Source organism: Streptomyces sp. NPDC027189 (assembly GCF_055566975.1).
On record NZ_JBVHRI010000003.1, the window covers coordinates 375416 to 389357 of the forward strand.

General features: G+C 70.6%; 16 protein-coding genes. 7 read left to right on the top strand and 9 right to left on the bottom strand.

The window, feature by feature from the left end; all coding sequences use genetic code 11:
• The first annotated feature begins 29 nt into the window (after positions 1 to 29).
• Positions 30 to 773, top strand: coding sequence for an ankyrin repeat domain-containing protein (locus ACZ4RZ_RS09540; protein ID WP_467743405.1), 744 nt, complete (start codon positions 30 to 32; stop codon positions 771 to 773).
• 286 nt (positions 774 to 1059) lie between these two features.
• Here ACZ4RZ_RS09540 and ACZ4RZ_RS09545 read toward each other — a convergent pair whose 3' ends face one another.
• The gene (locus ACZ4RZ_RS09545; protein ID WP_467743406.1) at positions 1060 to 2502 is read right to left on the bottom strand and encodes an MFS transporter; all 1443 of its coding nucleotides are present in this window, start codon (positions 2500 to 2502) and stop codon (positions 1060 to 1062) included.
• A 131-nt stretch (positions 2503 to 2633) separates the two neighbouring features.
• On the opposite strand from ACZ4RZ_RS09545, the gene ACZ4RZ_RS09550 reads away from it, so the two are divergent.
• Positions 2634 to 3140: a MarR family winged helix-turn-helix transcriptional regulator gene (locus ACZ4RZ_RS09550; RefSeq protein ID WP_467743407.1), complete on the top strand. Its 507-nt coding sequence runs from the start codon at positions 2634 to 2636 to the stop codon at positions 3138 to 3140.
• Positions 3141 to 3359: 219 nt separating this feature from the next.
• On the opposite strand, the gene ACZ4RZ_RS09555 is transcribed toward ACZ4RZ_RS09550, so the two are convergent.
• The gene (locus tag ACZ4RZ_RS09555; protein WP_467743408.1) at positions 3360 to 4274 is read right to left on the bottom strand and encodes an SDR family oxidoreductase; all 915 of its coding nucleotides are present in this window, start codon (positions 4272 to 4274) and stop codon (positions 3360 to 3362) included.
• 1 nt (position 4275) lies between these two features.
• Positions 4276 to 5016, bottom strand: a complete 741-nt coding sequence (locus ACZ4RZ_RS09560) for an SDR family oxidoreductase (protein WP_467743677.1) — start codon at positions 5014 to 5016, stop codon at positions 4276 to 4278.
• A 101-nt stretch (positions 5017 to 5117) separates the two neighbouring features.
• Between ACZ4RZ_RS09560 and ACZ4RZ_RS09565 the strand changes: the two genes are divergently transcribed.
• Genes ACZ4RZ_RS09565 through ACZ4RZ_RS09580 form a run of 4 tightly spaced genes read left to right on the top strand, consistent with a single transcriptional unit; the run spans position 5118 to position 8579 of the window.
• Positions 5118 to 5870, top strand: coding sequence for an enoyl-CoA hydratase family protein (locus ACZ4RZ_RS09565; protein WP_467743409.1), 753 nt, complete (start codon positions 5118 to 5120; stop codon positions 5868 to 5870).
• Positions 5867 to 6742 carry a CoA transferase subunit A gene (locus ACZ4RZ_RS09570; protein ID WP_467743410.1) on the top strand — a complete coding sequence of 292 codons (876 nt, stop codon included), beginning with the start codon at positions 5867 to 5869 and terminating at the stop codon, positions 6740 to 6742. Before ACZ4RZ_RS09565 ends, ACZ4RZ_RS09570 begins: the two co-directional genes overlap by 4 nt.
• Positions 6739 to 7515: a CoA-transferase subunit beta gene (locus tag ACZ4RZ_RS09575; RefSeq protein WP_467743411.1), complete on the top strand. Its 777-nt coding sequence runs from the start codon at positions 6739 to 6741 to the stop codon at positions 7513 to 7515. Before ACZ4RZ_RS09570 ends, ACZ4RZ_RS09575 begins: the two co-directional genes overlap by 4 nt.
• A complete protein-coding gene (locus ACZ4RZ_RS09580) occupies positions 7515 to 8579 on the top strand; it encodes an NAD(P)H-dependent flavin oxidoreductase (RefSeq protein WP_467743412.1) in 1065 nt (354 codons plus the stop codon). The genes ACZ4RZ_RS09575 and ACZ4RZ_RS09580 overlap by 1 nt, the downstream gene beginning before the upstream one ends.
• 55 nt (positions 8580 to 8634) lie before the next feature.
• Here the strand turns inward: ACZ4RZ_RS09580 and ACZ4RZ_RS09585 are convergent, their stop codons facing one another.
• Both ACZ4RZ_RS09585 and ACZ4RZ_RS09590 read right to left on the bottom strand, forming a co-directional pair.
• Positions 8635 to 9420, bottom strand: coding sequence for a transposase (locus ACZ4RZ_RS09585; protein ID WP_467743413.1), 786 nt, complete (start codon positions 9418 to 9420; stop codon positions 8635 to 8637).
• A gap of 30 nt (positions 9421 to 9450) precedes the next feature.
• Positions 9451 to 9795 carry a MerR family transcriptional regulator gene (locus ACZ4RZ_RS09590; protein ID WP_467743414.1) on the bottom strand — a complete coding sequence of 115 codons (345 nt, stop codon included), beginning with the start codon at positions 9793 to 9795 and terminating at the stop codon, positions 9451 to 9453.
• Between the two features lie 483 nt (positions 9796 to 10278).
• On the opposite strand from ACZ4RZ_RS09590, the gene ACZ4RZ_RS09595 reads away from it, so the two are divergent.
• Entirely contained in the window at positions 10279 to 10644 is a 366-nt protein-coding gene (locus ACZ4RZ_RS09595) for a hypothetical protein (protein WP_467743415.1), read from the top strand.
• A gap of 172 nt (positions 10645 to 10816) precedes the next feature.
• Here ACZ4RZ_RS09595 and ACZ4RZ_RS09600 read toward each other — a convergent pair whose 3' ends face one another.
• From ACZ4RZ_RS09600 to ACZ4RZ_RS09615, 4 genes are all read right to left on the bottom strand, one after another.
• Positions 10817 to 11143: an SCO5918 family protein gene (locus ACZ4RZ_RS09600; protein ID WP_399077981.1), complete on the bottom strand. Its 327-nt coding sequence runs from the start codon at positions 11141 to 11143 to the stop codon at positions 10817 to 10819.
• Between the two features lie 66 nt (positions 11144 to 11209).
• Entirely contained in the window at positions 11210 to 11551 is a 342-nt protein-coding gene (locus tag ACZ4RZ_RS09605; RefSeq protein ID WP_467743416.1) for a CBS domain-containing protein, read from the bottom strand.
• 181 nt (positions 11552 to 11732) lie between these two features.
• Positions 11733 to 13226, bottom strand: a complete 1494-nt coding sequence (locus tag ACZ4RZ_RS09610) for a DEAD/DEAH box helicase (protein WP_467743417.1) — start codon at positions 13224 to 13226, stop codon at positions 11733 to 11735.
• Positions 13227 to 13539: 313 nt separating this feature from the next.
• The gene (locus ACZ4RZ_RS09615) at positions 13540 to 13743 is read right to left on the bottom strand and encodes a cold-shock protein (protein ID WP_356065783.1); all 204 of its coding nucleotides are present in this window, start codon (positions 13741 to 13743) and stop codon (positions 13540 to 13542) included.
• Between the last annotated feature and the right edge of the window lie 199 nt (positions 13744 to 13942).

Consider the following 13942-nt stretch of genomic DNA (forward strand, 5'->3'; position numbering starts at 1 on the left):
GCGTGTCCTTCGCGAGCGAGGGTCGAAGGATGAGCACGAACGACGCCGCGGCGCGCCTCTTCACCGCTGTGTACGAGGGTGACGAGGACGCGGTCGTACGGCTGCTGCGCTCCGGCGTGAGCCCTGAGTCGGCGGACGGGGACGGCCAGACGGCGCTGTATCTGGCCGCGGTGAGCGACCAACCCGGCATCGTACGACTGCTGTTGGCGGCCGGCGCCGCCCCCGACCGGCTCAGCCAGGGTACGGACGCTCCGCTGTGCGGTGCGGCCTGCGGCGGCCATACGTCGGTGGTGCGCGCGCTGCTCGCGGCCGGGGCCGGCCCGGACACGGTGGAGGCGTTCGGCTTCACGGCCCTGACGTGGGCGCTGCGGCGAGGCCACACCGCGGTGGCGGAGGCCCTCCTCGCGGCCGGTGCGGACCCGAACCGGCCCGGCCCGACCGGCGAGCCACCGCTCGTGGCGGCCGCGCACCGCGGCTCGCCGGGGTGCGCGCGAGTCCTTCTCGCGTACGGAGCACACGCGGTCGCCGAGGCTCTCGTCGAAGCCCGTCGGTGGCTGTCCCTGGACGTGGAGGCCGAACTCCGCGCGGGCCTGGCCCGGACCCACGGCCCCGGTCACCCGTCCGTGGCCCACCGCTATCCGGCGGAGGACGGCATCATCGTCGAGGTCCAACTCCTCGACGCGGAGGGCCACCCGTTCGCCGCCGACGACCAGCAGACGGGGCACGCCGAGACAGCGGCGCTTCTGGAGACTGCCTTGGGGGCAACTCCCTGAGCGGGGGCAACTCCCTGAGTGGGGGCGGCTCCTTGAGCGGGGCGGCTCCCTGAGCGGGGGCGCCTCACGGATTCTTTCGCCCCCTCCGCCCCTACCCATTCCCGTCACTTGGGGGCTCCGCCCCCAGGCCCCCATCGGCCCGAACGGCCTCGTCCTCAAGCGCCGGACCGGCTGACTTCAGCCCATCCGGCGCTTGAGGGGCGGGGGCCTGAGGGCGGAGCCCCCAGGTACGGGACGGGTAAGGGCGGAGGGGGCGAAAAGCCCACCCCACCCCCACCCCCACCGTTCACCCCTGATGCTCAGCCACCGCCCGCCGCGGCAACGCCACACACAGCGCCGCGCAGAGCACGAACCCGCCCATCACCCAAGGCATCGCCGAGGTCAACGCCCCCGTCAGCCCACCCGACGCATGCCCGAAGAAGACGCTCCCGATCACCGCGGCCCCCACAGCGCCACCGAACTGCTGAGCCGTGGAAAAGATCCCGGACGCCCCGCCCGCGAGCTCACCGGGCACCGCGGACAGCACCACATTCACCAGCGGAACCACCAGGAACCCCAGGCCCGCCCCCGCGAGCGCCAGCCCCGGCACCAACGGCCACGCCCCGGTGTGCGCGGCGGAGGAGTCCTCGACCGCCGCCCAGATCCACCCGAAGCCCCCGGCCATCAGCAGCGCCCCCGCCCCCAGCACCAGCCGCCCGAACCGCACGGCCAGCCCGTCCGCCGCGGGCGCGGTGAGGAAGCCGCCGACCGAGAAGGCCACGGTCAGCACGCCCGCCTGGGTCGGGGTGTAGCCCTCGCTGCCCTGCAGCCAGATCGCGAAGATCAGGAAGAAGCCCTGCATCCCGACGGAGAAGACGAGTTGGACCAGGACGCCCACCGAGAACGCGGGGAGCCGGAAGGCGCGGGAGGGCAGCAGCGGCACCGTCACCGATCCGCGCCGACGCGCCTCGTACACCCCGAGCCCACTCACCACGAGCACTCCACCGGCGAGGCAGATCCATCCCCACAGCGGCCACCCGTTGTCACGCCCTTGCACCAGCGGGAGGACGATCGCGACGAGCCCGCCGGCGAGAAGCACGCTGCCGAGCACGTCGGGCCGCCCGGCGGACCGCTCACGCGTGGCCGGGACGAGGACGAGTCCCGCCATGAACGTGCAGATGGCGACCGGCACGTTCACCAGGAACACGGACCGCCAGCCCCACCCGAACAGATCCGCGTCGGTGAGCACCCCGCCGAGCAGCAGCCCGACCGCGGAGGCGAACCCGGCGACGGCGCCGTACATCCCGAAGGCGGCTCCGCGCTCCTTGCCCTGGAAGAGCGTGCGGAACGAGCCGAGCACCTGCGGCATCAGCACCGCCGCCATCACGCCCTGCACCGCCCGCGCGACGATCAGCTGTCCCGGCGACTGGGCGATCCCGCATCCGAGACTCGCGAGCCCGAAGCCCGCCGTGCCGGCGAGGAAGAGGAAGCGGCGCCCGAAGCGGTCCCCGAGATGCCCGGAAATGATCAGGGTCGCGGCGAAGCCCAGCAGATACGCGGAGACCAGCCACTGCAGGGCGCTCTGCGAGGCGTGCAGGTCACGACCTATGGACGGGATCGCGACGTTCACGATCGTCACGTCCAGCAGGTCCATCAGCGCCGCGACCATCATCACGACGGCGGCGGCCCAGCGGCGCGGATACGGCTCCGCGAGGGGTGAGGGGGGTGCTGCTGTGAGGCTCGTGGACATGACGTCTCCCGTTGCTCCGGATTCATTGGCTCGGCATTTATTTCGTTCGAACTAACGAAAGACTTGCATCGACACCACCGTGATCGCAAGTCCTTAGTTCGGACGAACGAAATATTTGTTAGCCTGAACCCATGAGCAGCGGAGACAAGGACGCCAAGGGCGACAGGGGCGACGGAGCCGCCGACGACAGGCGGGCCAAGACGCTGGATCAGCTCATGACCGTGGGCCGCGAGCACAGTGGCGTCACGGTGATGTTCCATTCGGCGGTCGCCGCCAAGCAGGGCCTGAGCGCCACCGAGAGCAAGACCCTCGATCTGCTCCAGCGGTTCGGCCCGCTGACCGCGAAGGATCTGGCCGAACGCACGGGCCTGGCCCCCGCGTCCGTTACCGGCCTGGTCGACCGTCTGGAGGGCAGGGGCTTCGTCCGCAGGGTCAAGCACCCGACCGACAAGCGCCGGGTGGTCGTCGAGCTGAACCAGGAGAAGATCGCCGAGCTGGCCGTGTTCTTCGACGACTGGGCGCGCGATGTCGTCGAGGCCTGCGAGGAGTTCAGCACGGACGAGCTGGAGACCGTGATCCGCTTCCTGTCCGTCATGTCCGTACAACAGCGGAAGGCCGCCGCCCGCCTCTCCCGTTAGACGGGCAACGGCCTTCCGGCCCCCGCACCCCCGGATGCGCCCCGGGCGAAATCCCCAGCTCTCAGGAGTCCGAACTCAGGGAGCAGGGGTCACATCTGAGGTCTCACGCCCTGGCTTCCGGCAAAGCGGTAGCCAGTCCTTCCCAGCCGGGGCCGCGGCCCGGGCGATCCCGGCGCCGGTGCCAGGGCCTGAACTCCCGGGTGTCGTACGCCGATCGCGCTACTGCGCCCCGTACACCGCACCCGGAACCTCCGCCTCCGCGATCAGCTTCAGCGTCGCCTCGCCCACCTCCGACGGCGTCCACCGCGCGCCCTTGTCCACGGTAGGGCCCGGTCGCCAGCCCTCCATGACGGTGATCCGCCCGCCCTCGGTCTCGAAGACCCGTCCGGTGACGCCCGCGCTCGCGGCCGACCCCAGCCAGACCACCAGCGGCGAGACGTTCTCGGGTGCCATGGCGTCGAAACCGGCGCCGGGCGTCGCCATGGCCTCCGCGAAGGTCCGCTCGGTCATCCGGGTGCGGGCCGCGGGAGCGATCGCGTTGACCTGGACGCCGTACCGCCCCATCTCGGCGGCGGCGACGAGCGTCAGCCCGACGATCCCGGCCTTCGCGGCGCTGTAGTTGCCCTGCCCGACCGACCCCAACAACCCCGCCCCGCTGCTGGTGTTGACGACCCGGGCCACCGGCGTACGCCCTGCCTTCGCCGCCGCCCGCCAGTGCGCCGCCGCGTGCTTGAGCGGCAGGAAGTGGCCCTTCAGATGGACGCGCAGCACGGCGTCCCAGTCGTCCTCGTCGAGGTTGACGAGCATCCGGTCGCGCAGGAAGCCGGCGTTGTTGACGAGCGTGTCGAGGCGTCCGTACGTCTCCAGGGCGGTGCGGATGAGCGACGCGGCGCCCTCGGTCGTCGCGATGTCGCCGCCGTGGGCCACGGCTTCGCCGCCCGCCGCACGGATCTCGTCGGCGACCTGCCGGGCGGGGCTGTCCGGTCCCGGCATGCCGTCGAGGCCGACCCCGAGGTCGTTGACGACGACGCGCGCGCCCTCGGCGGCGTACGCGAGCGCGTGCGCCCGGCCGAGTCCACGGCCCGCGCCCGTGACGATCACGACGCGCCCCTCGCACAGCAGCGGTGCGCTCATCTCACTTCTCCTTGTTGGCAGTTGCGGCATCGAGGAAGGCGGGCAGCTCCCCGCCTCCGTGGACGAGCAGCGAGGCTCCGCTGATGTAGGCGGCGGCGTCCGAGGCGAGAAAGACGGCGGCCTCGCCGACGTCGGACGGCTGGGCGAGACGGCCCAGCGGGACGGTGCGCGCGACGGCGGCGATGCCGTCCTCGCCGCCGTAGTGCAGGTGCGCCAGCTCGGTGCGGACCATGCCGACGACCAGCGTGTTGACCCTGATGTCGGGGGCCCATTCGACGGCCATCGAACGGGCCAGGTTCTCCAGGCCCGCCTTGGCCGCCCCATAGGCCGCAGAGCCGGGTGACGGTCGCGTCCCGCTCACACTGCCGATCATCACGACCGAGCCCCTGGACCGCTTGAGGTGCTCGTACGCGGCGATCGACGCGGTCAGCGGGACGGTGAGATTGAGCTCGATCACGCGCGCGTGCCGCTCGGCATCCGCCTGTGCCAGCGGCCGATACGGCGTGCCGCCGACGTTGTTGACCAGGACGTCGAGCCGCGGCAGCGACTCGAAGAAGGTGTGCACGGCGGCCGGGTCGCGCAGATCGACGGACACGAAGTCGGTTCCCTCCAGGGGCGCCTCGGGCGGCCTGCGCGCACAGACCACGACGTGCGCGCCCGCCCGCGCGAACGCCCGCGCGATCCCGGCCCCGACCCCACGGGTGCCGCCGGTGACGACGACGGTCCTGCCTCCGAGATCCATGGTGTCCACGTTGTCCACAGGGCCTCCCGCGCGAATGCATTCGCTGCTAGCTTCGAGACTGTGCCTAACAAACGTTTGGTGGAAAGGTAGCTGATGCGCCCATGGGTGTCTCCACCTCGTCCCCGGAAAAGGGGATTTCCGTCGTCACGGTCGACTTCCCGCCAGTGAACGCACTTCCGGTGCGTGGCTGGTTCGACCTGGCCGACGCCGTCCGCGCGGCGGGCCGCGACCCCGAGATCCGCTGTGTCGTGCTGACGGCCGAGGGGCGCGGTTTCAACGCGGGCGTCGACATCAAGGAGATGCAGCGCGACACGCAGGGGCATCGCGCGCTCATAGGCGCCAACCGCGGCTGCTTCGAGGCCTTCGCCGCGGTGTACGAGTGCGAGGTGCCCGTCGTCGCGGCGGTGCAGGGCTTCTGCCTGGGCGGCGGGATCGGGCTCGTGGGGAACGCGGACGCGATCGTGGCGAGCGAGGACGCGACCTTCGGGCTGCCCGAGCTGGACCGGGGAGCGCTCGGCGCGGCCACGCATCTGGCCCGCCTTGTCCCGCAGCACCTGATGCGCGCCCTGTACTACACCTCGCGCACCGCCACCGCCGCCGAACTGCACGCGCACGGCTCGGTGTGGAGGGTCGTGCCGCGCGAGGAACTGCGCGCGGCCGCCCTGGAGTTGGCGCGCGAGATAGCCGCCAAGGACGGTCGCCTCATCCGCCTCGCGAAGGCCGCGATCAACGGCATCGATCCCGTCGACGTACGCCGCAACTACCGCTTCGAGCAGGGCTTCACCTTCGAGGCGAACCTCGACGGAGTGGCCGACCGGGTCCGTGACACCTTCGGAAGGGAGGCCGCCCAGTGAGCGGCAAGACCATGTCGGCCGAAGAAGCCGTCGCCCGGCTGGAGAGCGGAATGACCCTCGGCATCGGTGGCTGGGGCTCGCGCCGCAAACCGATGGCGCTGGTGAGAGCACTGCTCCGCACCGAGATCACCGATCTCACCGTCGTCTCGTACGGCGGCCCCGACGTGGGCCTGCTGGCCGCCGCCGGACGCATACGGAAACTCGTCACCGCCTTCACGACCCTCGACTCGATCCCGCTCGAACCGCACTACCGCGCGGCGCGCGAGAGCGGGGCCTTCGAGCTGATGGAGGTCGACGAGGCGATGTTCATGTGGGGGCTGCACGCCGCCGCCAACCGCCTGCCGTTCCTGCCGGTGCGGGCGGGCATCGGCTCGGACGTGATGCGGGTCAACCCCGCTCTGCGGACGGTCACTTCGCCGTACGACGACGAGTCCTCCGGAATACGGGAGGAGTTCGTCGCCATGCCCGCCTTGCGCCTGGACGCGGCCCTGGTCCACATGAACCGCGCGGACCGCCTCGGCAACGGTCAGTACCTGGGTCCGGACCCGTACTTCGACGACCTGTTCTGCGAGGCGGCGGACGCCGCGTATGTGTCATGCGAGCAGCTCGTCGACAACATTGGCACGGCGGAGCTGACCAAGGAGGCCGCGCCGCAGACGCTGCTGCTCAAGCGGTCGAGCGTGACGGGGGTCGTCGAGACGCCGAACGGCGCGCACTTCACCTCGTGCGTGCCCGACTACGGGCGCGACGAGGACTTCCAGAGGCTGTACGCCACCACGCCGTACGCCGAGTTCGCCGAGCGGTTCCTGAGCGGGGACGAGCACGCCTACCGGAGCGCCGTCCAGGCCTGGCAGAGGGAGCAGAACCAGTGAGGCCGACCCGAGCGGAGACCGGAGCGAAAGCGTCTCGCGCCGAGTACTGCGTGATCGCCTGTGCCGAGACCTGGCGGGGCAACGGCGAGGTGCTCGCCAGCCCGATGGGCGTGATCCCGTCCATCGGCGCCCGCCTCGCCAAGCGCACCTTCTCGCCCGACCTGCTGCTGACCGACGGCGAGGCGATGCTCGTCGGCCTCGACGGCACACCGGAAGGCTGGCTGCCGTACCGGCAGCATCTGACGATGGTCACCGGCGGCCGCCGGCACGTGATGATGGGCGCGAGCCAGATCGACCGCTTCGGCAACCAGAACATCTCCTGCATCGGCGACTGGGCCAGGCCCAAGCGCCAGTTGCTGGGCGTACGCGGCGCCCCGGTCAACACGCTCAACAACCCCACGAGTTACTGGATCCCGAAGCACTCGCCGCGTGTCTTCGTCGAGCGGGTCGACATGGTGTGCGGGGTGGGGTACGACCGTGCCGCCGCCGCGGGGCCGAGCGCCACGCGCTTCCACCGCATCCCACGCGTGGTGACCGACCTCGCCGTCCTCGACTTCGCGACGCCCGACCACTCGCTGCGCCTCGCCTCGCTGCACCCGGGCGTCACGGTCGAGCTGGTGAGGGAGGCGACGGGCTTCGAGCTGACCGTCCCCGACGACGTGCCGTACACCCGGGAACCGACCCCGGAGGAGCTGGAGTTGATCCGCGAGGTCATCGACCCGAAGGGCACCCGGGATCGCGAGGTCCCGGACAGCGGCAGGGCCGGGCGCTGATGGAGACCGCGCTGACCCGGCTCGTCGGCGTCCGCCACCCCATCGTGCAGACCGGCATGGGCTGGGTGGCCGGCCCGCGCCTGGTCTCCGCCACGGCGAACGCGGGCGCGCTGGGCATCCTGGCCTCCGCGACGATGACGCTCGACCAGCTGCGGGACGCCGTACGAGAGGTCAAGTCCCGTACGGACGAGCCGTTCGGCGTGAATCTGCGCGCGGACGCGGGGGACGCGGGCGACCGGGTGCGGATCATCGTCGACGAGGGCGTGCGGGTCGCGTCCTTCGCCCTCGCCCCCTCGCGCGAGCTGATCGCCGAGCTCAAGGAGGCGGGTGTGATCGTCGTCCCGTCGATCGGGGCGCGCCGGCACGCCGAGAAGGTGGCCGCCTGGGGTGCCGACGCGGTGATCGTGCAGGGCGGCGAGGGCGGCGGGCACACCGGCGAGGTGGCGACGACCGTGCTGTTGCCGCAGGTGGTGGACGCGGTCGACATACCGGTCGTGGCGGCGGGCGGCTTCTGCGACGGCCGGGGGCTGGTGGCGGCACTGGCGTACGGCGCGGCGGGCATCGCGATGGGGACGCGCTTCCTTCTGACCTCCGACTCGACCGTCCCGGACGCGGTGAAGGCGAAGTACCTGACGGCGACGGTCAAGGACATCACGGTCACGACGGCAGTCGACGGGCTCCCGCACCGCATGCTGCGCAGCGAACTCGTCGACTCCCTCGAGAGGTCCGGCCGTACGAGCGCCCTCGTGCGGGCCGTTCGCCGAGCCGCCGGGTTCCGGAGGATGTCGGGCCTCTCCTGGTCGCAGATGATCCGTGACGGCCTGGCCATGAAGCACGGCAAGGACCTCTCGTGGAGCCAGGTCCTGCTCGCCGCCAATACGCCGATGCTGCTCAAGTCCTCGATGGTGGACGGGCGTACGGACCTGGGGGTGATGGCCTCTGGGCAGGTCGCGGGGGTGATCGAGGACCTGCCGTCGTGCGCGGAGCTGGTCGGGCGGGTGATGGCGGAGGCCGACGTGACGCTGGGCTCCCTGCCGGCGCCCGATGCGTCACTGCCCGCCTGACGTCGGCTCGGAGCCCGACGGAGGGTCCCCACAATGTTTTTCGCCCCCTCCGCCCCTACCCGTCCCGTCCCTGGGGGCTGCGCCCCCCAGACCCCCCGCTAAAAGAATGCGCAGTTCCCCGCGCCCCTACCCACCTGCAGCCGAAAGGCTGGGAGGGGGCGGAGGGGGCGAAAAACCCACCCCCCTTCAGCGATCTTGCGGAGGTAGTACTCCTGACCGCGGCCGCCGTCACGGATCTGGCAGACGGCGATGATGTGGAGGGCGCTGTGGAGGGCCCTGTTGCCTCTGGTGTTGAGGCGATGTCGGATGTTCTTGCCGCTGGAAGCATCCAGGGTCCGGTGCCGACGTAGCCGCCAAAGTGGTGCTCGGTCGGGAAGCGGCTGTTGTCGCCGATGCGGCCAATGATCTTCGCGGCCAGCACCGTGCCCAGTCTGGGCAACGACGTCAGGCGGGTCCGTGCGGCAGCAACAGCGTCACGCCTCTGGGCCTCGTTGTCCCTGACCTGACGGTCCAGCCGACGCAGGTCGGCCAGCAGATCACGGGCGATGTCGCGTCGGCAGTTGTCCGTCGCAGTGACCGGCCTCCACCGCGAACCGGCATTCGAGCCATTGCTCGCACCACCGGACGGGCCGGCCGAACGTTCCGGCATTGACGACGAACCGCCGCTGGCTGATCTCGTGGCCTGCCGCGTCGACTGCCGCCACAGGACCTGATCGACGCCCCGTAGGAGGTCGCGGCGCCGCTGGGCCCCGGCTTTCCGCCGCGGGTTTCGGGTACCAGGGTCCCGCGCGGTTCGTGAACGAGCGGGACCGGGCCCGACCGGAGGGCCCGGTGATCCCATCGCGTGCACCGGCCGGTTCGGCCGACGTACTCAGGCGGAACCGGAACCGTCCGATGCCTGCTTCGCCGTGCGGCGGTACTCGGCGTTGATGCGCTGTGCTTCCTCGAGCTGGTCCTCGAGGATGACGATGCGGCAGGCGGCCTCGACCGGGGTCCCTCTGTCGACCAGCTCGCGGGCGCGAGCGGCGATCCGGAGCTGGTAGCGGGAGTAGCGCCGGTGTCCGCCCTCGGAGCGGAGCGGAGTGATGAGCCGGGCCTCGCCGATGGCCCGGAGGAAACCCGGGGTGGTGCCGAGCATCGCGGCGGCCCGGCCCATCGTGTATGCGGGGTAGTCGTCGTCATCCAGACGATCGCTCAGTGGACTGTCTGCTGTCATGTCACCTCGTTCTGCAACGCGTCGAGGGGCCCTGGTGCCGTACAGCACCAGGGCCCCGAGGGAAATTGAACACCATCTGCCGGCGCTACTGCGGCGCCGACCTTCTGTTTCCGCCGCCCGGCCCGGGAGAGGGCAGGGAGTACGGGAATCGCTGATGCGTGACCGGGGACCACCTTCCGTTCCGGGGCCTTGCGGTACCCGGTCCGAACGCTCTCCGGCCGGGCGACCCTGATGGCGTCTGCTCCCTCCGTCCTCTGGTGAATGGGTGTGTGTCAGAACCGCTACTGCGGTACTGCCCGTGCTGTCCCGCCAGTTCGTGTCTGCCGGGCATCTCCGACTGTGTCAACGAGAGAAACCCTAACCACACACCTGACCAATGTCTACTCTGACAAACACAGATTTTGATCGGCACGAGCCCCAAGTATCCTCACGTCACCTCTACGGGTGGGTAGCGGGAGCGGCCGCTGGATAGAATCGGCTCCCATGTCGAACCCTGACGAGCTGCTCGTCGGCATCTCCGCCATGGTGGAGTCCGGGCAGAGCAATCGGATGTCGCTGACCGTGGTTGTCGGTGGTGCTGTCATCACCGGCCGACTGGCTCCCGAAGCCGCGTGGAGGGAGCGGGTCTCGGAGGTGCTCAAGGACTCCGACCACCTCGACTCGTTCTCCGGCGTCTTCATCGCAGACCGGCCGCGGGACCGTGGCGAGGCGCCCACGCATCTGCACTTCCATCTCGCCCGGATCCTCCAGGGCAACATCGGAATTCCCGAGACCGGTGGGATGTACCGCGTCGCGATCAAGGACGTCAGCGCCTGGACCGTGGGCGACTTCAGCTACTCCGATCACTGAGACGTCGTACTGAGACGCCGTGTCCGGCGCCTTCCTGATGGATCGGTGTCGGTCGACCGGAACAACCGGACGACGACAGCGATGAAGGGCCCTGCCGACGCGCGTCGGCAGGGCCCTTCATCGCTGTCCTGTGCCGGACGCCGTCCGGTGGATCAGCTTCCGGCGGTCGTCGTCACACCCCCAGGGGGGTGGGGCTGCCGAGCAGCGCCGAGGCGGTCTCGAGCGGCGTGGGGGCGTGCGAAGCATGCGGGACGGGCGCGGCCTCATGGCCGCTTCGGCAGGTGAAGCCGAGCCGCGCCATGGCCCGGGTGACCTCTCCGCTGGTGAAGTCGCGGCGGTCCTGCCGGGTGATGACTTCGCCCACCTGCTTGACGGGGTAGTGGCGGCGGCCGATGAGCACGGACTCACCCGTGATGGTCTCCGGCTTCACACCCTTCATCGAGGTCAGCACCCCGCTCTTGGTGAGGTCGAACGGGAACCGGGCGATGACGCAGCGCATGATGCCTCACAAGATCACAGGGAAGGAAGAAGGGGACCGGGCCGACTGGGGTCGGGACGGGGTCGATCAGCGGGACAGGGCGAGAGCGCCCAGGGCGGGACCGTGCTCGCCGGCGACGACGGACGGGGCGCCGGGCTGCCGACACCGCGTCGCGTGCCCGGCTCCGGGCGGCGTCGTGGTCACGGGCGGGGCGGACGGCCCGTCGGCGCCGAGGACGTCCCGCAGCCGGAGCCGGTCCGTGTAGGCGGAGCTGTCGCGGACAGCGACGAGCCGGGTCCGGGTGATCGACCCCGTGACCTGCTCGTCCCGGTCGCACAGGACCAGGAACCCGACACGAGCACCGACCATGACGGACAGCGCCACCTCGACGGTCATGTCGTCACAGACCTGCGGTCCGGACAGGTCCATGGCCCCGGCCGAAGCCGAGGGGAGGGGGTGTGCGGGGCGTTGCCGAGTCTGGGCCGGTGTCAAAGGATGCCTCCTGCGGGGACGGGCGGATTTTCCGGTCACGACGGGCCGGGCGCGACGGGCTCAACACGACGGTGCGGGCCGCGACGGGGTCGGATATGACGGTGTCGGACGCGACGGTCTAGCCGGCCGCGTCGACGGCGGACGAGCGCTGCGCCGTGCGGCGTGCCGTATCGCCGGTGGACCGGCCCCGGCCGGCGCGACCACGCTGGCCGCGGGACGAGGAGGCGCCGCGCCGGGGACGTTCCGTGGCCGGCGCGGTGATGGTGACCGGGACGCCCGAGGGCGCCTGGGCACCGGTGATGCGGCTCAGTTCGGCTTCGCCCGAGCGCACCTGGGTGGTCTGCGGGGTGATGCCGGCGGCGGCCATCAGCCGGCTCATGTCGCGGCGCTGGTTGAGGGTCACCAGCGTGACGACGCTGCCGGACTCACCGGCGCGGGCCGTGCGGCCTCCCCGGTGCAGGTAGTCCTTGTGGTCGCTGGGCGGGTCGACGTTCACGACCAGGTCGAGGTTGTCGACGTGGATCCCACGTGCCGCGACATTGGTCGCCACCAGCACCGTCACATGCCCGGACTTGAAGCGGGACAGGGTCCGCGTGCGCTGCGGCTGGGACTTGCCGCCGTGCAGGGCGGCGGCCCGAACACCACTGTTCAACAGGTGCTCGGTCAACCGGTCCACCCCGTGCTTGGTGTCCAGGAACATGATCACCCGGCCGTCCCGGGCCGCAATCTCGGTGGTCGTCCGGTGCTTGTCCGCGCCGTGCACGTGGAGTACATGGTGCTCCATGGTGGTCACGGCGCCCGCGGACGGGTCGACGGAGTGGACCACGGGGTCGGTCAGGTAGCGGCGGACCAGCAGATCGACGTTGCGGTCCAGCGTGGCCGAGAACAGCATCCGCTGGCCTCCGGGGCGCACCTGGTCGAGAAGCTCGGTGACCTGGGGCATGAAGCCCATGTCGGTCATCTGGTCGGCCTCGTCGAGCACGGTGACGGCGACCTGGTCCAGGCGGCAGTCGCCACGGTCGATGAGGTCCTTGAGCCGGCCCGGCGTGGCGACGACGACCTCCGCCCCCGTACGCAGCGCACCGGCCTGCTTGCCGATCGACATTCCGCCGACCACGGTGGCCAGCCGCAGCCTCACGGAGCGGGCGTACGGAGCGAGGGCGTCGGTGACCTGCTGGGCCAGCTCGCGGGTGGGTACGAGGACGAGGGCCAGCGGCTGCCGCGGCTCGGCGCGTCGGCCGGCCGTACGGGCCAGCAGGGCGAGGCCGAAGGCAAGGGTCTTGCCCGAACCGGTGCGGCCACGGCCCAGTACGTCACGGCCCGCCAGGGAGTTCGGCAGGGTCGCGGCCTGGATCGGGAACGGTACGGTCACGCCCTCGTGGCCCAGCGCGCGCAGCAACTGCGCCGGCATATCCAGATCGGCGAACGCCTCGACGGCGGGCAGCGCCGGGATGACCGTCTTCGGCAGTGCGAACTCGCCTTGGGGCGAGGTCTGTCGGCGTCCGTGGCCTTCGGGACGGCGCGGGGAGCCGGTGCGGTTTCCGCCCCTCGCGGAGCCCGGATTTCCGGTGCGAGTGCGGGCGAAGCGCTCGTTTGTGCGCGTGCGGTTCACGTGGAACCTTCCTTGACGTGGCGCGCATCAAGGAATTCCCGCAGAAAACGAGCAGCGCAGAGAATTGCAAGAACGAGCCGAAGAAAATGGGAGCCGAATCGGATGGAAAATCGGATCGGCGGGGGATTACTCGCGGGAGCGCATGGTGCGATTCCTGCGAGGGTGCCGGTCGCTCCGTGTGGAGGCGGCCCCGACGGATTTTCGTCCGGAGCTCGGACGGGATCCCGGAGAGTGGGGCGCGAATCCCCTGAAACGCAGCGAGCTGGGGCCCGCACCCAAGGTGCGGGCCCCAGCTGCGAAGTACGTGCCGACGTCAGGCGGGAACGATGTTCTCGGCCGTCGGGCCCTTCTGACCCTGCGCGATGTCGAACGTGACCTTCTGGCCCTCCGACAGCTCGCGGAAGCCCTGGGCGGCGATGTTCGAGTAGTGGGCGAAGACGTCAGCGCCGCCACCGTCCTGCTCGATGAAGCCGAAGCCCTTTTCTGCGTTGAACCACTTCACGGTTCCGGAAGCCATGTTATTTCTCCTTCGGGGCGGTGCTCGGAGTTCACACTGCGTGTACTCCGTGTCGCCGTGATGATCACCCTGCCGGAAATAACCGGAGCCATAAAGGATCCCCACTGGAATGAATTGGCGGGGACACCTGCAAGATTTCGGGAACCACAACTGCAACTGAGATCGAGAGTAGCACGGTGCGATCGGCCGTGCGCGACGA

Excerpts from the sequence above, each read along its gene's own strand:
- ACZ4RZ_RS09580 (WP_467743412.1), top strand. The coding sequence starts at position 7,515 with ATGGAGACCGCGCTGACCCGGCTCGTCGGCGTCCGCCACCCCATCGTG.
- ACZ4RZ_RS09540 (WP_467743405.1), top strand. The coding sequence starts at position 30 with ATGAGCACGAACGACGCCGCGGCGCGCCTCTTCACCGCTGTGTACGAG.
- ACZ4RZ_RS09550 (WP_467743407.1), top strand. The coding sequence starts at position 2,634 with ATGAGCAGCGGAGACAAGGACGCCAAGGGCGACAGGGGCGACGGAGCC.
- ACZ4RZ_RS09560 (WP_467743677.1), bottom strand. The coding sequence starts at position 5,016 with ATGGATCTCGGAGGCAGGACCGTCGTCGTCACCGGCGGCACCCGTGGG.
- ACZ4RZ_RS09565 (WP_467743409.1), top strand. The coding sequence starts at position 5,118 with ATGGGTGTCTCCACCTCGTCCCCGGAAAAGGGGATTTCCGTCGTCACG.
- ACZ4RZ_RS09590 (WP_467743414.1), bottom strand. The coding sequence starts at position 9,795 with ATGACAGCAGACAGTCCACTGAGCGATCGTCTGGATGACGACGACTAC.
- ACZ4RZ_RS09595 (WP_467743415.1), top strand. The coding sequence starts at position 10,279 with ATGTCGAACCCTGACGAGCTGCTCGTCGGCATCTCCGCCATGGTGGAG.
- ACZ4RZ_RS09555 (WP_467743408.1), bottom strand. The coding sequence starts at position 4,274 with ATGAGCGCACCGCTGCTGTGCGAGGGGCGCGTCGTGATCGTCACGGGC.
- ACZ4RZ_RS09615 (WP_356065783.1), bottom strand. The coding sequence starts at position 13,743 with ATGGCTTCCGGAACCGTGAAGTGGTTCAACGCAGAAAAGGGCTTCGGC.
- ACZ4RZ_RS09600 (WP_399077981.1), bottom strand. The coding sequence starts at position 11,143 with ATGCGCTGCGTCATCGCCCGGTTCCCGTTCGACCTCACCAAGAGCGGG.
- ACZ4RZ_RS09585 (WP_467743413.1), bottom strand. The coding sequence starts at position 9,420 with ATGGGATCACCGGGCCCTCCGGTCGGGCCCGGTCCCGCTCGTTCACGA.
- ACZ4RZ_RS09545 (WP_467743406.1), bottom strand. The coding sequence starts at position 2,502 with ATGTCCACGAGCCTCACAGCAGCACCCCCCTCACCCCTCGCGGAGCCG.
- ACZ4RZ_RS09605 (WP_467743416.1), bottom strand. The coding sequence starts at position 11,551 with ATGGACCTGTCCGGACCGCAGGTCTGTGACGACATGACCGTCGAGGTG.